The 20,356-nt window shown below is 36.6% G+C and carries 18 protein-coding genes, 1 pseudogene and 1 riboswitch; of the genes and pseudogenes, 12 read left to right on the top strand and 7 right to left on the bottom strand.

The window, feature by feature from the left end; genetic code table 11:
- Positions 1 to 713: 713 nt before the first annotated feature.
- Entirely contained in the window at positions 714 to 1,466 is a 753-nt protein-coding gene (locus tag CU635_RS17665) for a plasmid pRiA4b ORF-3 family protein (RefSeq protein ID WP_245917516.1), read from the bottom strand.
- Positions 1,467 to 1,489: 23 nt separating this feature from the next.
- Positions 1,490 to 1,575: riboswitch (cyclic di-GMP riboswitch) on the top strand.
- Between the two features lie 63 nt (positions 1,576 to 1,638).
- On the opposite strand from CU635_RS17665, the gene CU635_RS17660 reads away from it, so the two are divergent.
- The 3 genes from CU635_RS17660 (at position 1,639) to CU635_RS17650 (ending at position 5,263) form a co-directional block, all read left to right on the top strand.
- Positions 1,639 to 3,165 carry a DUF5667 domain-containing protein gene (locus tag CU635_RS17660; protein WP_101578705.1) on the top strand — a complete coding sequence of 509 codons (1,527 nt, stop codon included), beginning with the start codon at positions 1,639 to 1,641 and terminating at the stop codon, positions 3,163 to 3,165.
- A 146-nt stretch (positions 3,166 to 3,311) separates the two neighbouring features.
- Positions 3,312 to 4,010, top strand: a complete 699-nt coding sequence (locus CU635_RS17655; protein ID WP_101578704.1) for a sigma-70 family RNA polymerase sigma factor — start codon at positions 3,312 to 3,314, stop codon at positions 4,008 to 4,010.
- On the top strand, positions 4,004 to 5,263 hold the full coding sequence (locus CU635_RS17650) for an anti-sigma-I factor RsgI family protein (protein ID WP_101578703.1): 1,260 nt from the start codon (positions 4,004 to 4,006) through the stop codon (positions 5,261 to 5,263). The genes CU635_RS17655 and CU635_RS17650 overlap by 7 nt, the downstream gene beginning before the upstream one ends.
- 71 nt (positions 5,264 to 5,334) lie before the next feature.
- Here CU635_RS17650 and CU635_RS17645 read toward each other — a convergent pair whose 3' ends face one another.
- The 5 genes from CU635_RS17645 to CU635_RS17620 form a co-directional block, all read right to left on the bottom strand.
- A complete protein-coding gene (locus tag CU635_RS17645) occupies positions 5,335 to 5,805 on the bottom strand; it encodes a hypothetical protein (RefSeq protein ID WP_101578702.1) in 471 nt (156 codons plus the stop codon).
- Between the two features lie 178 nt (positions 5,806 to 5,983).
- Positions 5,984 to 6,544, bottom strand: coding sequence for a helix-turn-helix domain-containing protein (locus tag CU635_RS17640; protein WP_245917515.1), 561 nt, complete (start codon positions 6,542 to 6,544; stop codon positions 5,984 to 5,986).
- Between the two features lie 88 nt (positions 6,545 to 6,632).
- Positions 6,633 to 8,342 (bottom strand): methyl-accepting chemotaxis protein, encoded by a 1,710-nt coding sequence (locus CU635_RS17635; RefSeq protein ID WP_245917514.1) that lies wholly within the window; start codon positions 8,340 to 8,342, stop codon positions 6,633 to 6,635.
- A 43-nt stretch (positions 8,343 to 8,385) separates the two neighbouring features.
- Positions 8,386 to 9,132 (bottom strand): EAL domain-containing protein, encoded by a 747-nt coding sequence (locus tag CU635_RS17630; RefSeq protein WP_101578700.1) that lies wholly within the window; start codon positions 9,130 to 9,132, stop codon positions 8,386 to 8,388.
- 853 nt (positions 9,133 to 9,985) lie between these two features.
- A complete protein-coding gene (locus CU635_RS17620; protein ID WP_101578698.1) occupies positions 9,986 to 10,477 on the bottom strand; it encodes a sigma-70 family RNA polymerase sigma factor in 492 nt (163 codons plus the stop codon).
- 326 nt (positions 10,478 to 10,803) lie between these two features.
- Here CU635_RS17620 and CU635_RS17615 point away from each other — a divergent pair, with 326 nt between their 5' ends.
- Entirely contained in the window at positions 10,804 to 11,274 is a 471-nt protein-coding gene (locus CU635_RS17615) for a hypothetical protein (RefSeq protein WP_101578697.1), read from the top strand.
- 53 nt (positions 11,275 to 11,327) lie between these two features.
- On the opposite strand, the gene tagU is transcribed toward CU635_RS17615, so the two are convergent.
- Positions 11,328 to 12,260 (bottom strand): polyisoprenyl-teichoic acid--peptidoglycan teichoic acid transferase TagU, encoded by a 933-nt coding sequence (gene tagU / locus CU635_RS17610; protein WP_101578696.1) that lies wholly within the window; start codon positions 12,258 to 12,260, stop codon positions 11,328 to 11,330.
- 270 nt (positions 12,261 to 12,530) lie between these two features.
- On the opposite strand from tagU, the pseudogene CU635_RS17605 reads away from it, so the two are divergent.
- The 8 genes and pseudogenes from CU635_RS17605 to CU635_RS17570 all read left to right on the top strand — a co-directional run.
- Positions 12,531 to 12,772, top strand: a pseudogene (locus tag CU635_RS17605) (UTP--glucose-1-phosphate uridylyltransferase); the annotation flags it as partial.
- 242 nt (positions 12,773 to 13,014) lie between these two features.
- The gene (gene galU / locus CU635_RS17600) at positions 13,015 to 13,893 is read left to right on the top strand and encodes a UTP--glucose-1-phosphate uridylyltransferase GalU (RefSeq protein ID WP_101578695.1); all 879 of its coding nucleotides are present in this window, start codon (positions 13,015 to 13,017) and stop codon (positions 13,891 to 13,893) included.
- Between the two features lie 232 nt (positions 13,894 to 14,125).
- On the top strand, positions 14,126 to 15,112 hold the full coding sequence (locus tag CU635_RS17595; protein ID WP_101578694.1) for a glycosyltransferase family 2 protein: 987 nt from the start codon (positions 14,126 to 14,128) through the stop codon (positions 15,110 to 15,112).
- Entirely contained in the window at positions 15,113 to 15,523 is a 411-nt protein-coding gene (locus tag CU635_RS17590; RefSeq protein WP_101578693.1) for a GtrA family protein, read from the top strand.
- A 153-nt stretch (positions 15,524 to 15,676) separates the two neighbouring features.
- Positions 15,677 to 17,227, top strand: coding sequence for a glucosyltransferase domain-containing protein (locus CU635_RS17585; protein ID WP_101578692.1), 1,551 nt, complete (start codon positions 15,677 to 15,679; stop codon positions 17,225 to 17,227).
- 611 nt (positions 17,228 to 17,838) lie between these two features.
- A complete protein-coding gene (locus CU635_RS17580) occupies positions 17,839 to 18,819 on the top strand; it encodes a glycosyltransferase family 2 protein (protein ID WP_180956640.1) in 981 nt (326 codons plus the stop codon).
- A gap of 30 nt (positions 18,820 to 18,849) precedes the next feature.
- Positions 18,850 to 19,812 carry a glycosyltransferase family 2 protein gene (locus tag CU635_RS17575; protein ID WP_101578690.1) on the top strand — a complete coding sequence of 321 codons (963 nt, stop codon included), beginning with the start codon at positions 18,850 to 18,852 and terminating at the stop codon, positions 19,810 to 19,812.
- Between the two features lie 274 nt (positions 19,813 to 20,086).
- Positions 20,087 to 20,356: hypothetical protein (locus tag CU635_RS17570; RefSeq protein WP_142383180.1), on the top strand; the 270-nt coding region annotated here is incomplete at its 3' end.

The following is a 20,356-nucleotide window of genomic DNA, read 5'->3' as shown; positions in this document are numbered from 1 at the left end:
AGTTGCTAAGCTAGCTTTTTATTTGACTAAAAATATGAATTGCACACTTAAAGCAAGTCGAGCCGAAGCCTTTGAAAGAATACATTTGATAAATTTGAGTTTTCTTTCATAGATCGGGGATTTCGAAAGGGGGACAAACAAAAAAGACCTTGCCAATAATCATCAATGATCTCATAGCAAAGATCCTTATACTGTTTCGTAGATATTGAAATATATTAACTAAAAATCCTTTTTCGAGGTTTATTCCAAATTTTTATATACTTATCGCCTTCTTTTGTTATGAAGAATTTAATTCCGATCAATTTTAAAGGAGTAAAGATTTCTTTCATATATAATAACGGCATTACCTTAACCTCCTGTTTGTCTAGTAATCCAATAATAACTTGATAAAGGATCTCTATAAACAAAAAGTTCTCGATAAAGAACGACAGGATTTTCGATAATGATCGTATGTTTGCATGAATAAAGGGTTTAATATTGTTTGTTAATAGGGTATTTTGAAGAATTTAACAGAAAAAGATCACAAAATAACACCTCTCTACTGGGCGTTTATTTAATGTCCACTATATCTTTTTCAGCTAAACTTGGTTTTTGTAGTTGACTTTAAGTTAGACTCTCCAGAAAAAGACAGTGCGCATAAACGAGACTGGGGGAAAAAGCTATCATGATCAAAATAAGAGTGGAAAATTTCAATCCACTCTTAAAACAAGCTCTTATCGTTTCCTGTTTGTCAAAACCTTTTTAAGAGATTGGTTGACTTGATCAATGTCAAACGCCTCCGGATCAATAGGTCCATACCATTCGCGCAGCTCCTCCATGTATTCCTTTTCCTCTTGATCAAGTTGCCGGTCCCCCTGATCTTGAAAAGCTTGTAACAGAGCTGAATAACCGTAAATACCTCCAACGTCTTCCGGTGGGCATGCGCGTTTTCCTTTTAGGCAGACAGGGTATTTAAGCTTTTCAGATACTTGCTCGATCTTTTCTACTGTCACCATATGCTCCCAATCATCTCCGAAATCATAGGTGTAGAGGAATTTATCCTTTTCTGCTCGAATCCAGTCTCCCAGCTTTTCTTTCCGTGAATCAGCTGTTTCCCTCATTTTAGGAAGGAAAAACCCAGTCTCTAATTCATCTTCGGGAAGCTCAATCAAAACATCATTATATTCAAAACTGTATAAATGATAGTTTTCCCATCCCATTAATACTTGAATCACTTCATGCAGCTGGTGGAAGGTTAACTCGCTATGCACTTCGATCCTTCTCCAAATAGGCGGCCGGATACCTTTTAGTGATACTTTCAATTGGTACGTCATTATAGGTTTTGCTTTTCGCACAGAACTTTTTTGTTTTTTTGTTCCTGTTCTTATATTTTTGATCTGATAATCCAACAATTCAGCCACTTCTGCTTTAACGGTAGTTAATAAAAATTTTTTTATTTCGCCAATTTCCCCCTCAAATTTCGACATGGAATCGTATAAAATACTAGAAAAGTTGATAAAGGCAAAACCATTGAAAAATGGCGACGCAAAGCTAGAGGGACTAAAGGGGTGTACCCTATGTCAGCCAGCTGCCAATTTTAGTGCGGCGAAGATTCAAGCTTTTTCATCTTTTCTTATTTTGTATAAGGAGAGAAGTTAAATGAATAGAAATATCAAGCGGCTCATTGCGGGCGGAGTTTTCATGGGAGGCCTATTGTTTAGTACTGCGGCTTATGCAGAGGGAGACACAGCGCCAGCTGATGATACAGTAAACGCACCATTTTCCCAAGTTGCAGCAGGTACCACACCGGACAATAGTTTTACTTATTTCTTTGATAAGCTGTCTGAAGATTTGCAGTTATTTTTTGCGTTTAATGATGTAAAGGAAACCGAATTATTGCTTCAATTTTCTCAGGAGCGTCTTTCGGAATTAGCTGAACTGGCTGAGACTGATCAAGACCAATATATTACGCAGTTAATTGATCAATATTTAGATTCCTTGCAGCAGGCAGGTGATAAGGTTGCGCAGATTGTATTGGATTCGGATCTGAACGAAGAGGTAAAGGATCAGTTAACAAGTGAGTTGGAGCAAACTGCTGCACTCGATATCCCTGGCGAAGACTTATTAGCAGACAATAAATTAGAGGAATTGAATTCTACTAAAAAAGAAGCTTTTATAGCAGCGAGCGTGGTTAAGGAGTTAGATACAGAAAAGGTAAAAGCACTGCGTGCAGAAGGCCTGGGATTTGGACGAATTGTAAAAGTTCTTGCTCTATCTGAGGAAAGCGAAAAAACAGAAGCAGAAATTGTTGATTTATTAAAGAATAAAAATATGGGCTTTGGGCAAATAGCAAAAGAGTTAAATATAGACCTGGGCAAACTGGTTGGTAAAGTGATTAATCAAAAAGAAGATCTAATCGAAGAGGCGATAGAACAAGCGAAAAAATCAAACGATACAGCCACGGTAGAAAGATTGGAAAAATCACTGAAAGATATTAAGAAACAGAAGGTTGAATTTGAAATAGTTAAGGAATATGCGGAAATAGAGCAGGAAGCATCAGAGAAGCTTGCCAAAATTCAAGAAAAGCTCGCAACGGGTGAAATCACCAAGGCGGAAGCTGATAAAAAAATTAAAAAAATTCAGGAAAAAGTTGCAAAGGAACTGAAAGAATTACAAGAAGACGCAGATGAAGAACTGGCAGAACAGAATGAAGAAGGAAATTCCAACGACAGGGAAGAAGAAGATAACGAAGGGCAATACGACGATGATGAAGAGCAAAATGATTCAAATAATATAGCTGAGAACACAGAAAATAATAAAAAACAAGCAGAGCAAACTGCTTCAAAACAAAAGGAATTAGAAAAGGGTAAAAAAGAACAGGAACAAGCGGCCAGGGAAGCAGCTGAACAGGAACGTGAAAGACAAGAAGAACTGGGAGAGCAGCAGCGGGAAAAAGAGGAACAAGCTCGCAAGCAACAAGCAGAGCAAGAAAAAAAGCAAAGAGAACAAGCAGAACAAACTCGCAAACAACAAGAAAAATTAGCAAAACAGCAAGTAGAACAAGCTCGTAAACAACAAGAACAATTAGCGAAAGAACAAGCTGAAAAGCAATATAAAGACCAACAAAACCAAAATAAAAACGAAAACGGGGAAGAAGGAGAACATTCAGAAGACGGAGAAAATTAAGGTCAAAGGAGCCACGCCGCTGGCTCCTTCTATTTGTATTTTCTTATGAATTCTTTTCGGGAAAATTAAAAGCACTTTTAAAAAGCTTCTTTACCCCTTTAAACTTTAAAAGTATGATTATCTAGTAGGCATTCGGGGGTGGTCAGTTGCAAGATTCAGAGCTTGGTATATTAATTTCAGCAGCGGTAAACGGGAACGAAATAGATAGAGAAACAATCATTCGCCATTACCGACCATATATCATTAATACGGCCGGCCATATTACCGGTCGTTATATTAACTGGAGCGAAGAAGAGGCGAGTGTCAGCTTACTGGCTTTTAATCGTGCAATTGATACATATAACAGCCAGCGAGGCAGAAGCTTCTTAAATTATGCCTATCTTCTTATCAAAAGAGATCTGATCGATTTTTTTCGAAAAGAACAAAAGGCAGATCGTCTCAATCAAGATGAAGAATGTGAGGAAAAGCAATCTCTTAAATCTTACCAGCAAACTTTACAGGAAAAAGAACTGATTGAGGAAATTTTGGAGTTTAAGAAGAGCTTAAACGAATTCGATATTCTTTTTGAAGAGCTGGAGCACTATGCTCCAAAACATAAAGATTCAAGGGATAAAATGATTTTAATGGCACACCAGTTTGTCGGCTTTCCTGAATTGGTGGAGGATTTTTTGAAGAAAAAACGCCTGCCTGCGACACTCTTTAGCAAAAAAACGGGCTATTCTATTAAAACGGTCGAAAGGCACCGAAAATATTTAATCACGTTAATCATACTAAGGCTGCATCCGGAATGGCGCCAGTTGACTCAATATATCAGCATTCCAGCGGGAGATGAACAATTATGCTGAACAATACAATCTATCAGGGAATTGTTATAGAGGTGAACCAGGAATATGTGGTGATAATGTGCGAGGGCGGTATTTTTAAAAATATTCCCTGGCCTGAAGATGGTGTGCCTCGGATTGGCCAGCTTTACACCTATTCTGAAAAAAGCACCAGTCGGTTCCGGCCAATTAAATATTTATCACTTGCTGCAATTTTGGTGCTCTCTGTAATCGGTTATTTTCTTTTCAATTCGCAGACTCAACAAGATTCGTATGTAGTCGCAATTGATATTAACCCTTCCGTTGAAGTTCATATCGATAAGCAGTTGAATATACTGAAAGTTATTCCGGTCAATGATGATGGACAGGAAGTAATTAAATCGATCTCAACAGAAGATGAAAATTTATATACATTTATTGATGAATTTATCCGCCATACTGTCAAAAAGAAATATTTGAAAACGGATAAAAAAGGGCTGGTAGCAGTTACGGTTGTGCCGCTTAGAGGAAATTTGGATGAACTGGATGATGATATCCAAAGTGCTTTGACGGTCTCACTTAATGATAATAAGGTCGATGCCGAGGTGTTTATCAAAAAAGAAAATAAAAACACTCTAGATAAAGCCCACAAAGCAAGTCTTTCAATAAATAAATATGTAAGCTATAAGGATCTAATAGACAAAGGCCACAACATCAGTAAAGAAACGATTCGCAGCCGATCAATTGCGGAATTAAAGGAGCTTGGGCAACAACCACGGCAATCCGTTCAGGGGAATAATCATTTAGAAAAGATTAAACCCAACGATAATAAAGCTAAGGTTAAACACGATGATTTACCTAAAGAAGAATCTTCACCTACTGGAAGTCGTACTCCAGATGTTGGTTCAAACAATAAGTCGGTTCCGAAGGCTGTAAAAAAAGAAGAGATCAATAACAGCAACAATACTTCAAAGGTTGAAATAATTGATAAAGATCAAGAAAATAAACAACCAGCAGGAAACCAAAATCAAGATAATGAACAACAAAATGGGCGAAAACCAGTTCCTGATAACAGTAGTATAAAGGAAGAAGATCAGAATGAGATAGAAAGGGATGATCAAGCACCAGCAGAGAACGAAAATTTCAAGCCTCCTGCAAATGACGATCATCAAGAGCAGGAACAACAAGAAACAGTAGATGGGATGGAGGAAGATGATGCCGATCAAAATGACGAAGAACATGTTCGTGAGAGCAGATATTTAAATTCAGAGAATCCTGAAAAAGATTGGACACAATAAGCCAGAAAAGCACCCTTGCAGGTGCTTTTCTATAATTGGAATTAGCTAGAGTTCACTTTGCATTTTAATAGTTATTCCGTGATAACAAAATTTGTGAGCATGTTCTGTCCATGTTCATTAGTATAATACTCTACTTCAGCTCTATCTCCTGCATTAAGAGCGCCAAAATCTACATTTTCTCCAAAATTCTCAATTCTTAGTGCAAGAGGAGTTCCTTCAGATGTTATAACTTCTATTGAAGTCTGGTCAATTTGTCCTGAAAATTCTACCTGCTTTGTATTAATGTCAGTATTCACATTATTTTTATTAACCTCGTTGGCTTGATTGGGTTCTTCACTCGCCTGATCTTCTGCTGATTTATTTTCTTTGTTCTCTTCATGCGGTTTTTCGTCAACCACACTCTCTTTATCTTCATTAGAAGTTTTTATTGAGGGTTCTGCTTTGTTATTATTTCCGGATGTTTCATCATTGTTAACCTTGGGACTACAAGCTGCTATTATCAAAACAACTATCAACAAAGTTAAGAAATTAAGTTTTTTCAATTTAATCACCACCCTATGAGTCGAAATATACATCATTATGTAGAAATTGTCGAGTCCTACAATAAAGGTAAAATTTAACATAATTAAATTAATTTTTTTGCATGTGAAAGTAGTTTTTATATACATAATAATTTATTGTTCAAACAAAGTGATTCTAGTATTTATGGATTAAACTGCTTTAGTTAGTCCCCTTCAACCGTTCATATTTCTTCACAACAGAGCTGGGTGTCCGTTTCAGCTTCTCAGAAATGGTTTGCATACTCAGCCCAGCTTGGGCCCATTCTAAAAGCTGCTTTTCCTCTAAAATGGTCCATGGACAATAGTTCCGGGCCTTTTTGTATTTGCGTTCCTCCTTGACCCAATCGGGTTCAGGGGGAAGGGAATAAGGCAGCATCTTTGAAAAATCAATTTTTTCTTTATTATGGGCAGCCCATTTCCAAAATTCCTCGACGTCAATGAATGTGAATTTCTTTTTATATCGGGTAATCTTCTCTTTGTATGGCAGGCCATGCCGGGCAAGCCATCCTATAACTGTGTTTCTGTCTACCTGCAAAATTTTCGCCAGCTCACCGGCGGTAATGTTTCCGGTGCTCGTTTTTGTGTTGGATGTACCCATTTTCCGGATCAGCGTCATTTCCAATGACTTTGGTGACCGGCCCAATTGTTTCGCGATTTCTGTTAATGGCCGTTTTCCCAGATTTTCTTTTATAAAAACCAATTCATCTTCTGTATAGATCATAAATTATTCAAAAAATCCTTTCTTTCATAAAGTGGCAGGCACCGGAATCCGGCGCCTGCCATGTTGTCTGCTTGCAATTATATAACTGCTAAACTTTGAAACGGCTGATGAGCTCCTGTAAATTCACCGCCATATCTGACATTGAGCTTGCAGATGAAGAGATTTCCTCCATTGCCGCCAGCTGCTGCTCTGTTGCTGCTGCAACCGTTTGTGCATGCAGGGAAGAATCCCTTGAGACAGACGTTACACTCGTTACTGTAGCTGAAACTTCCTGTGCTCCGGCTGACATTTGCTCCGCGGATGCAGCCATTTCATCAATTTGCCCGCCCATGTCTTCCATCGAACCGATAATTTCTTTAAACGCATTTTCAGTTTTTTGGACTATACCCAGGCCTTCTTTTACTTCTGACTTGACTTGGGTGATCGATTCGTTTGAACGCGTCATATCTGTTTGGATTTCTTTAATCATTTCCGAAATTTGCGCTGAAGACTTCTGGGATTGTTCCGCAAGCTTACGAACTTCATCGGCAACAACTGCAAACCCTTTACCATGCTCTCCGGCGCGTGCTGCTTCAATCGCCGCATTCAATGCAAGCAAGTTAGTCTGATTGGCGATATCGGAAATGGTTTTTGTGATTTCACCGATTTCCTGTGATCGTTTATCCAGAAGTTGAATGACCTCGCCACTTTGATTAACGGAACGATCAATAGCATGGATTTGCTCGACGGTGTCGCCTACATATTCTCCGCCTTGTTTCGCCTGTTCTGAGGCCTTTAAGCCAGCTTCTGCGATCGATGAGGACGCTTCCGCAATCAACTGGATGGCGCCTGTAACCTCTTCCAAGGATTTTGACGTTTCTTCAAGGCTTGCCGTTGTATCTTCTGCACCGCTCGAAACCTGTTGAATTGCGGCTGTAATCTCTTTTGTCGCACGGCCTGTTTCCTCCGCTCCTGCTGTGAGCTCTTCGGAAGAAGCGGCAACCTGCTCGGATGTTTGCAGTACCTGGTTAATCATATGCCGTAAATTGTCTTTCATTTGATTGTAGCTGGCGGTCAGTTTGCTGATTTCGTCGCCTGCATCATCATCGACATTTGAAGTAAAATCTCCGCTGCCGGCTTGCTCCATCGCAATTGTGATTTTATCGAGCCTATTTCTTAGTCTTTTTGTAAATAAGACAACAATGAAAAATGCCAGAGGTAAAATAATTGCCAAAGCAATTGCGAATATTATGTAAAAACTGCGCAATGTTTCATCAATAACACTTTGCGAAGCTCCCACATAGAAGATACCGACAGCTTCTCCGCTGCCGTCTTTAATCGGCATATAAGCAGTTTGATAGAAGTTTCCGGCAACCTCAGCTTCACCGTAAAAATTCTTTCCATCTTTTATTACAGTGTTGGCTACTTCAGATGATACAGCGGTTCCGACTGCCCGTTTTCCCTCATTCATGACATTTGTTGAAATTCTAGTGTCACCCTGGAAAATGGTGACCGTATCACCTGTGTACTCTCCAATTTCATCGACAATTTCAAAGTTGTCATTCAAGACGACTTTACCTTTTTGAAGCTTTCCGTTTTTAATTGTCCAGTCACCCGGGTATTTTTCATCTATATAGCTTGAGGCAAGGTTTAGGTCGCCTTTCGCTTTTTCAACAGCAACCTTTTTAATTCCTTCCGTTACTTCACGGGAAACAACTGTCCCGATCACGGCTGAAAACAGTACAACAATGCTTAGTACAATTAAATTAATCTTTGTTCCCAGCTTTAAATTCATTTTCATTAACTTCCTCTTGTTCATAAACTACCTCTCTCCCTAAGTCCACTTGTATTGTAATCGATTTCTAATCCATGCTCACTGAAATCTGTTCCTTAAAAGCATCCAATACCATAGGCTTTGCAATATAATACCCCTGCAGCAGTGGCACCCCCAGATTTCTGGCCACTAACAGGTCCTCTGCAGTCTCAACTCCTTCCAGAACCAACACGTTTTTTCTATTCATATATGTAAGCAAATATTGAATGCTTTGTTGTTTAACTAATGATTCTGATAGCTGAGTGGAATATGTATGATCCAACTTAACAAATTCCGGTTCATGGCGCTTAATCTTTTCCAGAGATAGATCAGTAATCGGCAAATCATCAAATGCAAGTTGAAATCCGCTTGATCTTAAAAACTCCAAACGATCTGAAAAAATCTCCTTGTTCCAGCAGTCTTCTTCAACAACAGCTTCATTGATCTCAAAAATGATCTCACCTTTAATATCGGGAAAATGATTAATTAAGCTCTTTATAAACTTCGGAAATTCAGGGTGGATTAATGTTGATGGGAAAACATTAACAAACAGGAAATATTTTTTGAAAAAAGGGTAGTTCTTTATGGTGTTCCGGATTGATGCAGTATCAAGTTCATAAAGAAGGCCCGCTTTGCGTGCATTTTCGAAGATCACCAGAGGACTGGTGCCTGCGTCAATCCGAAAAAAAGCTTCATAAGCGAAAATCGAGTTTGTCTCTGTATTCCAAAGAGGCTGATATTCACTGAAGAAAGAACGTTTCTCTAATATTGCTGAAATATAATTTAGATCACTCATTTAATTCTTCTCCTCTCCTCTGTGGATTCTTCTAGTTTTATAGATTTTGAAATACAATTAAAGCTGGAATAATTTATAATGAGTAGATATACCTATTACATTTTACTTAATGTCTAGCTTTGTAAATTATATCAATATTCGTGAATTTTTCAACATATTTTTACAAAATAAAACAAAAAACTTCATTTTTCCCCATGAATCCAAATTTAGGGAGCTGTTCCGCATGTAACGGATACGGTTATCATTGCCAGGAATGATTATTTAAAAGGAATATTTAACAAGCAAATCCTGATGGATAACAATGCTTTCCTTGTCAGTTTCAAGAAAGCTCTTAAAATACTGGACAATGAATATAAAGGCTTATTAAAGGCAGATATTTTATATGAAATAAGTAAACATCGACACCCGCAAAGTGACGAAATGAAAGCTCTTGAGGTGTACCGCAATCATCTGAAACCAAACAGTTTATTTAGCCACTTTCATGACTTGGTGCTGCCGGCGTTTAAATATTGAAATTAACCGACAAAAATCGCTACTATTAGTCTTAAAATAACTTGAGTTTTAGAAAAAAGAGAAAATAGTCACATTTTATTGGGGATATTAAGGTTTCATTTATGTAAAAAGGCGGTATAAAGAAAGTAATAACTTTTAGAATAGTTTTACAAAGTGATTTCATTGAGCGGACATTTAAAAAAAGAAGGAGTGGCTGAAAATGAAAATCAAAGCAGGAAGCTGGAGAATGCTTACTTCCGAAGAGAAAATCTTTCTTTTAGAATCAATTAGCCAATGCTCCACTTTAAAGCTGGGCAAAAGGTGAAGATGATCATCTTCACCTTTTGCCATTTCTGTTTTATTAAAGATTACAAGCTGTTAAATGATCCTTAATTATCTCTTTTGCTCCTTTTCGCCATGCCTTGACCGCTGACACAGATACAGATTCCTTTTCGGCAATTTCTTTAATTGTCAGACCGTCAAGGTAAGTGTAAAGAACCCATTTAGTTTGTTTCTCAGTCAGCGGCTCACAGTAGGAGAGTAATAGTTTCCTTTCTAACGGCCGATCGGAGCTGAGGTCCTCAATCAATTCCCAAAACTCTTCTTTCGGGTAAACGCTGCGCTCTTCATTCTTCACGTTTTTGGCCAGTTCTGATAAAAGCTTCCCTTTTATATACGTGTACGCATAGTTCAAGAATAACCCTTTCTCCGGATTAAACCTTTGTTTCGCCTCCCACAAGCCGATTAATGCAATTTGGTAGAATTCCTCCTCATTCTTGTAAATGTTCAGGGAGTGTATTACTTTATGGATCATCGGATTGTATTGCTCGACTAATTGCTCGAAGCTCTCCACTTGAAATTCCTTTCAGGAAAGCGCGCCTATCCTTTTTATTCCCGGGTAGCTAAAACATAACGGGAACAAAAAAATATATCGAATCGAGAAAATGACGTTATTGGCCACCATAATGACGTTATGGTCGACCAAAATGACATTATTGACGATGGAAAATGAAAATTAATAAAAATTTTGAGGATACCGGGAAATTTACATGGCTGAACCTCGGTTATACTTCCAACCTATTTATTTTGTGATCAAGCAAATTGTTTGTCCTATTAATAATCGTGAATGCCTGTACATATTGTTTTTAATAACAGATATTTTTTAAAGGAGCTTGGTTTATGTACAGAAAGAGAAACTTATGGTTAAAAAGAGGTTTTTTCATAGGGGCAGCAGCATTTGTGTTTTTGATTATTTTCATCGCTCGAATGATCCATCTTGGTCCAGACAATCAAGCTGAAGAAGCGATCGATCAATTTTATCAATATGAACAGGAAGGGGATTTCTCGGAATCATGGAGTCTGTTTCATTCTACAATGAAGGATCGTTTTGAAAGGGGCGATTATATCAAGGATCGAGCTCACGTCTTTATGAATCATTTTGGAGTAAAAACATTTTCTTACGAGATCGGCAAGGTGGAAGAAATAAAAGATTGGAAAATCACGGGGGAATCCGTTCCCATCGCACTTGCATACAAAGCAGAAGTTATCCAAACTTTCAAAGGGAAGTACGGGAATTTTGATATACATCAAGATGTATATGCGATTGAGGAGGAAGGGGAATGGAGAATTAGCTGGGATTATAATCAGTGACGCTTGTCTATGACATAGAAAAGAGACAGTCCGCAAACTGTCTCTCAATCTTCCTATATAGCCAAATGGCCTTTTAACTCGTTCTGCAGGCGTAATTTCTCTTCATCCGATACGATTAAGTACCACACTTTGCCGATCGTTTGACCGTTTCCAGTGACAGTCAGCTGCTGAATATTTTTTCCTGCATTCTTATAATGCTTTTGAATATCAACCATTTCGTTGAAAGTGAGATTGGTTTTAATATTATCACCGAGCGCCTCGAAGATACCGCCAAATCGGGTTAAGGAAGAAAGGCTGGCTCCTTCACTGATTACGCCTTGAATAATCTGGCGCTGCCTGAGCTGGCGTCCAAAATCTCCTCTTGGATCCTCATACCGAATTCTTGAATATGTTAAAGCTTTCGCGCCATTTAAGGTAATTTCTCCTTTAGGAAAATGAGCACCTTCCACTTTTAAGTCCATATCATTATTTATTGTTATTCCACCAACTGCATCAACAATATCCTCAAAGCCTTCCATGTTGATTTGCATATAATAGTCAATCGGGATATCCAGGAAGTTTTCCACAGTATCCATTGACATTTCCGGTCCGCCAAAAGCATAAGCGTGGTTGATCTTATCATCAAACCCTTTACCGATAATTTCAGTTCGCGTATCACGTGGAATACTGAGCATTTTAACAGAATTTTCGTTAGGATTAACGGTCAGGACAATCATCGTATCAGAACGCCCTTTGTCACCATCACGCTCATCCACACCAAGCATTAAAACAGAAAAAGGCTCCTGCTGTGCAAACGTGACCTCTTCGATGCGTTTTTCTGATTTCTCTCGCTTAATCGGCTGATGCATCGTTGAAACAGCATCTGTTAAAGATTTATATACAGTAAAGCCGTATGCACCGGCACCAACAACTAATAGAAGCAATACAATTCCAGTAATGCGAAGCCATTTTCTTTTTTTTTTTGTCTGTTTTTGTTCAGATCTCATGCTAATTCCCCCATTAGTGAACAAAAATCGACTAGCTAACTAATAGAATAGCAGAGAAAAGGGTTTTTGGGTATTCAAATTATAACAATTTTTCATAGTTAAACATTAATAAACACCTTTTTGTATTTGGAACATTTTGCTTGTAAATCTGTTTCCAAATTCTCCTCAAGCTGTGGATTTTAATCTTTTTGTATATTTTTCTATTGTGGAATAATAGGTAAAAAAAGGTATTTAGCAGCTTTGAAAAAGAGTATGAAAGGGAGAATTACATTGAGAAAGGTAAAGAAGGCCACAATTCCGGCGACAGAATTGGGAAAAAGATTCTTGCCGGCAACAAAAGCTTGCCAAAGAAATGTTGCCTAAGGTAGATAAGCCAAACATCGAGAAGAAGCAATTAACTCTGGTATAGAAGATATTATTATAGTAACTGGAAAAGGGCACGTGCGATTGAGGACCATTATGACCATGCCTTTGAGCTGGAACATAATTTGCTGGAGATAGAGAACCTGGAAGAGAGTCTTGATATATGCACCAGGTATAATTTTCTATGTCTTGTTTCTATTTGTTATAGGCATATTTATAATATCCAGTGTAGTAAAGGGAAGTATTGTATAGTCTTGAATACTAATAGGGAATGTGAAATAATATACTAGATATTTTTTCCCAATTAGAAGAGTTTTTTGCATTCAGGACTTGGCGAAGGACTGTAAAATGATTTTGTTTGATACAATATATAAATCAGGAAGGGTCAAATATGATGAGAGTGAAAAAGGCGATCATTCCAGCTGCTGGACTTGGAACGAGATTTTTACCTGCAACTAAAGCAATGCCTAAAGAGATGCTGCCCATTGTTGATAAGCCAACCATCCAGTATATTGTTGAAGAGGCGATTGAGTCTGGGATAGAAGACATTATTATTGTAACTGGAAAAGGGAAGCGTGCAATAGAAGATCATTTTGACAATGCCTTCGAGCTAGAGCAGACATTGTTAAACAAGGAAAAGTTTGAGCTTCTTGAAAAGGTTCAGGCACCATCAAAACTTGTAGACATTCATTATATTCGCCAAAAAGAACCCAAAGGGTTAGGACATGCAGTTTGGTGCGCCCGAAACTTCATTGGAAATGAACCATTTGCTGTTTTATTGGGTGATGATATTGTACAGGCAGATACTCCTTGTTTAAAACAATTGATTGATCAGTATGAAAGAACCCATTCTTCCATTATTGGAGTAAAGAGGGTTTCTGAGAACGAGACAAACCGCTATGGAATTATTGACCCAATTGACCAACAAGGTCGAAGCTTTCAAGTTAGAAATTTTGTTGAGAAACCAAAGCAGGGAACTGCCCCTTCAAACCTTGCTATTATTGGGCGCTATATTTTTACACCAGAAATTTTTATGTTTCTGGAAAAACAAGAAATTGGAGCTGGTGGCGAGATTCAATTGACAGATGCCATACAAAATCTAAATCAAATTCAGAGAGTGTTTGCTTTTGAATTTGAAGGTGAACGATACGACGTTGGTGAGAAACTAGGGTTTATCCAGACGACAATCGAATTTGCGCTTCAAAATAAAGAACTTAAAGACGAATTGTATAAGTATCTTTGTGAAAAAGTATCAAATAAGGTGAACTGAAGTTTGTAGACAGGCTCATTCGTTAGACTTTTACTGTGAGCGCACGAGATGACATCTTTTTAAAGTACATGCCTCAGGTATAAAATGTACTTTAGAGGATGTCTTCTGTATGTTTATTTAAATTATTTTATCCTGATCTATCGTTTTTGAAGTGTTATTATTTAGAGATAGAAAAAAACGCCCACAGATTCATACAATGCAATAAATACTATAAATAGAAATAGGTGAAAAAATGAAATTCGTTTCAATCATAGTACCTTGTTTCAATGAAGAAGAATCAATAGAACTTTTCTATAATACTGTGAAACCGATACTGGAAGAAATTCATATGATTTCATATGAATTTGTCTTCGTAAATGATGGAAGTAAGGACCGTACAGAATTGGTTATGAAGGAGTTAAGCCTGAAGGAGGATTGCGTTCGCTTCGTCAATTTTAGCAGGAATTTTGGAAAAGAAGCTGCTATGCTTGCCGGCATAGAAGCTGCTAAAGGGGATGCGGTTGTTTTAATGGATGTGGATCTTCAGGATCCTCCAGAGCTATTGCCTGAAATGATTCATGAATGGCACGATGAGGGGTATGATGTCGTCTACACGAGGAGATCAACTCGTTCAGGTGAGCCCCCAATTCGGAGTTGGTTTGCGAAACAGTTTTATAAACTGATCAACAATATGAGTGATGTCCATATTGTTGATGGAGCGCGCGATTACCGTTTGATGGATCGCAAAGCGGTAGACAGTTTCTTGCAGTTAAAAGAAAGAAACCGTTTCGCCAAGGGATTGTTTATGTGGGTAGGCTACAGATCCAAATGCCTTGAATTTGAAAATGTTGAACGTGCGGCGGGAAGCACAAGCTGGAGCTTTTGGAAGCTGGTTCATTATGCAATTGATGGGATAGTATCGTTTACCATTGTCCCATTAAGATGGGCAACGTATTTTGGCTTTTTTAGTGCCAGTGCTTCATTCCTGTTTATGTTTTATGTTATTTTCAAGAAAATTTTTCTGGGTGATTCAGTTAGCGGATATGCCTCAATGGTATCGATTATGTTGTTTTTTGGCGGGATTCAACTTATTTTTCTCGGGATAATTGGCGAATATATAGGAAGAATTTTCATCGAAGTTAAGGCCAGGCCTCATTACATTACCAAAGAACAATCGGAAGACATGGAGGTGGTAAAAGGAAAAAGGAGCACGACGTTAGTCGTTAGGAGAAATTCTTAAATGGAAAAGAAAAGCCTGATAGACACAAGTTTAAATTTGCTCCAATTCCGGTTTATCAAATACTGCCTAACAGGGGTATTCAACACGGGGCATCACTATTTTTGGTTTTGGCTGTTAAGTCCATGGTTTGGGTTTACCTATGCAAATGTAGCAGCTTTCATCATTGCGAACATTGCCTCGTTTTTTATTAATAGTATTTATACATTTAAAGTAATGCCAAATCTTAAAAGTTTCATTAAATATCCAATAGTTGCAATTACACAACTTATCATTGCTTATGCGGTACCTTATTCTATACTAAATTTTACCAGTCTAAATGAATATCTTGTTCCAATCGTGACTACCATCATTAACTTGCCAGTTGGTTTTCTTCTTACAAAACAGGTATTAAGCTCCGAAAAAGACATGTAAAAAAACAGATAAAAAACAATGCCGAGCTTTATACAAAACCAGAGGGCTTGTTTTCGTGTTAACACTTGAGTAAAAGAACCAAAAAGGCTTAACTAACTGTTATGAAATATTAATTTTTACAGATTCACTAATTTTATTATTTGAGGTATATTTATGGGACACTTTTTAAGCGAAGAAAAAAAATCTTTTTTGGCATTTGTTCGTGAGTCTAAGCTTCTTTTATTGGTGACTTTGTTTTTTGTTTTTTTAAGTTACGGGATCAAAATCGTTAATTATGATTTTTCAATTGATACAGAATTTATTCTTAACAATTATGCAGGCCAGTTGTCGGCTTGGCAATCCATAGATAGAATTGGTTTAGTATTTACGAAAAAGCTGTTTTTTAATGGCTTTAATCCTTTTGTTGCCAATTTATTAACTTATTTTACCCTAGTGGTAGTTTGTTTTATATTATGCTACCTGGTACAAAGAATATTAAATAATCATGCAAAAAAAATATCTTTGGTAGTCATTCCTATTTTATTTTCAACACATCCTATTTTTGCAGAGCAATTTAATTTTGTTTTACAGGGTTTTGAAGTAGTGTTTGCTGTGTTATTGCTCGTGATTGCACTCCTTTGCAGTTTTTATTATGTTGAAACTAATTATAAATCTTTTGCTTTGCTTTCAATTTTATTATCTGCATGGGGCTTTCTAACCTACCAATCATTACTTTTATTGTATGTTGCTGGGACAATTGGAACTATCCTGTTAATGATTTATGGTCATGAGAAGGAAAATCAGGTAAAAAGACTAAAAGTATATTTTTTAATTGTTTTCAAGTATATATTTATTTTTCTGACGTCATATGTCTTTTCTAGGGTTTTAGTTTTTGTCACTGCAAAACTCACGGGAATAGCGAGTACCTCCTATTTATCAAGACAAATACTATGGGGGAAATTACCTCTACAGGAAGTTTTAGATAATATTGAAGAGCAAATCTCCTTGGTTGTTTTTGCAAAAAACCTTTTTTATAATTATAGCTTTTTAATAAGTTTTAGTATTATCGCTATTTTCTTAGTATGGAAAATTATCAACAAAAGTAAAACTGTTTATTTAGAGGTAGTCGGGTTTATATTCCTCTTCCTATCACCTTTTTTGCTAACAATGTTTATAGGACAAGCTGAGGCTATACGTGCTCAAATGCCTGCGCTACAATTCGTAATAGCATTTAACTTTTATTATATTTGTTTACATTTAGGAAATAAATGGATTAAAAATGCATTAATTGCGTTTTGCTTTATGATTGCTTTCAATCAGAGTAATATAACAGCAAAATTATTATTTTCAGAACATGTTAAATTCCAAGAAGATGTGAATTTAGCCAACAGAATTAATTATCAATTAGATAGCCTAGGTGTGGGGAATAGGAGTGACTATTCATTAGTTATTTTAGGTAAACATGAACCAGAGTCAATTTTAAATATACAAGGGGAATTGCTTGGACATTCATTCTTCGCCTGGGACGTTGGAACAAAAGCAGGGACTACTATGAGAGCCATTGGTTTCATGAGAACCCTGGGATATCGATTCAAGGATCCTACTGAAGAACAGGTCGATTATGCCCGGTCTATTGCGAATGAAATGGAACTATGGCCCAATAAAGGTAGCATCAGGATTTTTAAAGACGTTATAATTGTGAGACTATCTGCAGATTATAACTAAATCCCTCAAAAGGTAACGTGGTTTTCTAAGTTAAATAAGTAATATCTATGTGAAAAACCATTGTTTTATACTGAAATAAGTTTATTAAAAAACAGAGAAGATCCCTTGAAAACTAGCTTGGATCTTCTCTGTTTTTATTATAAAAGTTTATGTGCATCGAGAATCATAAAGGTTGTATTTGGCTAGACTGTTTCTGCAAGCCCTTTGACTTGTCTGGTAAGATTATTATGTTTAACGGCAATCACAGGGTTCCCGGATCTACACGATCGTCTCGTCTCTCACCTGTGTCCATATGTTCTATACATAATGGACACAAGATGTTTGAACCGGTCCGGGATAAGCAAAGACTGAGGGATAAAACAGACTTGACGATATGTGGATAGAAAGATACCATGACTTTATAATAATTCGTTAATTCTATAAATCGACGTTGCATGGTAATCATTCCATTTACATGATGAAAGGGATGTCATTCGTCTTTATAGAGGCGGCTTTTCAAAAATAGATAAAAACAACGTTTCTTATAACAGTTGACTTTGCAAGACTGAAGAAATATATGTTAATTTGGACCAATGGCAGCTTATCTGAAGATCTAAATGGAGAGAAAGTATATGAACCCCCAAATTAGTATTATAGTACCTGTATTTAATGTTGAAGATTTTCTTCAATATTGTATAGAAAGTATTCTGGGTCAGACTTTTAATGACTTTGAGCTTATTTTAGTTAATGATGGATCGAATGATCAAAGTGGAGATATTTGTGAAGAATATTCTAAGAAAGATAAAAGAATAGTTGTTATTCATAAGGAAAACGGAGGTCAGTCTTCTGCTCGGAATAGAGGAATTGATGTAGCTAGAGGAGCTTATTTTGGTTTCGTTGATAGTGATGATTGGATACACAAAGACATGTACAGAACCTTGTATTCCAATGCCGTAGAAACAGGGGCGGATATTACAGCATGTAATATTATGCAGTATGATAAGAATTCCACAAAACATCTGTATTTTCACGATACAACAAACTATTTATATGATAGAAAATCTGCAATGAACGAGCTCTATTTAAATGAGCGACTCACTTTCAGTCCATGTAATAAACTATATAGTAGAAATTTATTCCAAGGAATTCGGTTTAAAGAAGGATATATACTTGAAGATATGGACTTCGCTTATAGAATCATTCATCAGTCAAACAAAATTCATTACACCGGTCAAGCATTATATTATTACCGTTATAATGAAAATAGTACAATGCGAAAAACCTTTTCAAAAAAGCGTTTAGATGAATACGAAGTTAGAAAGAATATGTATTCATTTTACCTTGAAAACTATCCGAGTATTGCAAATGAAGTTTACGCGGAATTGTTTTTAACGGGCTTAATGTTATATATCAATATCGAGAAATACTATAGAAATGAAAAAAGTCGCTATAAATATCTAATTGACATAGACCGCAACAAAATAAAATTTTTAATTGCTGATAAGAATTATAATCGGAAGAAGAAATTGCTTTTATCTGTTGCGTTTATTTCACCAAACATACTTGTTAAAATATACCGCCTTTACTGGGATAAAATTAAGAAAGACCTATAATAATAATCACCAGCATTTGGAGATGAAAAAATGATTGCATTTGTTATTTTAAATTACAATACATGGGAATTGACTATAAAATGTGTCGAGTCAATTGAACAAGTATGCAAACAAGAATATTCTATTTATATAGTTGATAATGGGTCAGCTAATAAATCCTATGAGAAGCTTAGAGAACATTTTCAAAACAAAAATAATGTAGAAGTTATCAGTTCCGAAAATTTAGGATATGCCATCGGCAACAATATAGGCATGAAACATGCAATTAAGGATGGTCATGACATTATTACAATTGTTAATAACGATGTCATCTTTTTAGATGAGAGTATAGACTCTATGTATACCTTCCTTGAAAATAATAAAGAGGCATCTGTGGTATCCCCTTATATTTTATCCCCCGAAGGGGAGTTGCAAAATGTGCCATCTCTAAAACCTTTAACAACTTTGGATTATTTTTTGTATAACACTAAACTGAGTAAATTAACCACATCAAGTGGCAGAAAGCGATTTAATGATGAATATTACTTATCAAACAATATAATAAAGAAAGAGCCTATCCCTATTTATAAATTCTCAGGTTGTTGTTTTATGGCAAGGAGGGATATGTTAGAGAAGTTAGGATTATTTGATGAAAATACTTTTTTGTATTACGAAGAAGATATACTATGCCATAAAATGTACAAATCAGGTTTAAAAGCTTACTTTTTACCGCAGTCAAAGATCGTGCATCATCATGGCTTAACAACTGGTAAAGACAACTTGTTTGTTGATACCGAAATGGTTAAAAGCGAAATGTATTTCTTGTCCGAGGTTTATCAATTAAATTATCCCAGCCAGCTTTTTATATATATAGATCGGGCCATAACTCCTATCATGAAAAAGCTAAAACATCGTTATAACCTTACGTTTAAAGAGTACTGTGCCTTCCTAAGAAAGACTTGGACACATTTTATGAAACACTCAAAATGGGGACCTGAAAAACAACAATCCTAACAACTTTACACAAATGCTCGTCGGAAGAAAAAAATTAATCACTTTTCTTCCCTCGGTCTTTTTTTTTGCCTTGCCGCTGTGGACAAAATGCTATATATAAGATAAACAATATATTGGTTGTTAATTATAAACAATTCGAATTTTGTCGTTTTGTAGTAATTTAGTAGGGAGATTTTTGTCTTTTTATATGATAAAATACCAAACAGATACAAAATGTATCTATTAAATTACAAAAAATACAAAAAGATATCAAATTTGGGGGGATAATAGACAGTTGGCTCACAATTTAATAAAAGGTTATATGAAGGTAGGTATCCTTACCGGAATAACTTTGTTTGGTCTTGTAACCACGCCCGAAGCTAATACGCCTGTGTACCAAGAGAAAACAGGAAAATCTATACATTACAATTGGGGGCAAGGTAGTCCACCTGGAATGCCTGTTAATTATTTTTCGGCCATCTTTGACCAAAGTAACACCTTCTCTGCCGGAAACTATTTCATCCAGGCGCTCGCGGATGACGGTGTCAAGGTGGAAGCGGATGGC

This window comes from Bacillus canaveralius, assembly GCF_002860125.1.
GTDB lineage: Bacteria > Bacillota > Bacilli > Bacillales > Cytobacillaceae > Bacillus_BJ > Bacillus_BJ canaveralius.
Note: the sequence above shows the minus strand (reverse complement) of the source record. Positions and strands in the feature narration are given on the sequence as shown.

What these genes read in the sequence shown, in the direction of transcription:
- CU635_RS17635 (WP_245917514.1), bottom strand. Translation starts at nt 8,342, where the DNA reads ATGAACAAGAGGAAGTTAATGAAAATGAATTTAAAGCTGGGAACAAAG.
- CU635_RS17660 (WP_101578705.1), top strand. Translation starts at nt 1,639, where the DNA reads ATGAATAGAAATATCAAGCGGCTCATTGCGGGCGGAGTTTTCATGGGA.
- galU (WP_101578695.1), top strand. Translation starts at nt 13,015, where the DNA reads ATGATGAGAGTGAAAAAGGCGATCATTCCAGCTGCTGGACTTGGAACG.
- CU635_RS17640 (WP_245917515.1), bottom strand. Translation starts at nt 6,544, where the DNA reads ATGATCTATACAGAAGATGAATTGGTTTTTATAAAAGAAAATCTGGGA.
- CU635_RS17595 (WP_101578694.1), top strand. Translation starts at nt 14,126, where the DNA reads ATGAAATTCGTTTCAATCATAGTACCTTGTTTCAATGAAGAAGAATCA.
- CU635_RS17665 (WP_245917516.1), bottom strand. Translation starts at nt 1,466, where the DNA reads ATGTCGAAATTTGAGGGGGAAATTGGCGAAATAAAAAAATTTTTATTA.
- CU635_RS17630 (WP_101578700.1), bottom strand. Translation starts at nt 9,132, where the DNA reads ATGAGTGATCTAAATTATATTTCAGCAATATTAGAGAAACGTTCTTTC.
- CU635_RS17580 (WP_180956640.1), top strand. Translation starts at nt 17,839, where the DNA reads ATGAACCCCCAAATTAGTATTATAGTACCTGTATTTAATGTTGAAGAT.
- CU635_RS17585 (WP_101578692.1), top strand. Translation starts at nt 15,677, where the DNA reads ATGGGACACTTTTTAAGCGAAGAAAAAAAATCTTTTTTGGCATTTGTT.
- CU635_RS17650 (WP_101578703.1), top strand. Translation starts at nt 4,004, where the DNA reads ATGCTGAACAATACAATCTATCAGGGAATTGTTATAGAGGTGAACCAG.
- CU635_RS17590 (WP_101578693.1), top strand. Translation starts at nt 15,113, where the DNA reads ATGGAAAAGAAAAGCCTGATAGACACAAGTTTAAATTTGCTCCAATTC.
- CU635_RS17615 (WP_101578697.1), top strand. Translation starts at nt 10,804, where the DNA reads ATGTACAGAAAGAGAAACTTATGGTTAAAAAGAGGTTTTTTCATAGGG.
- CU635_RS17575 (WP_101578690.1), top strand. Translation starts at nt 18,850, where the DNA reads ATGATTGCATTTGTTATTTTAAATTACAATACATGGGAATTGACTATA.
- tagU (WP_101578696.1), bottom strand. Translation starts at nt 12,260, where the DNA reads ATGAGATCTGAACAAAAACAGACAAAAAAAAAAAGAAAATGGCTTCGC.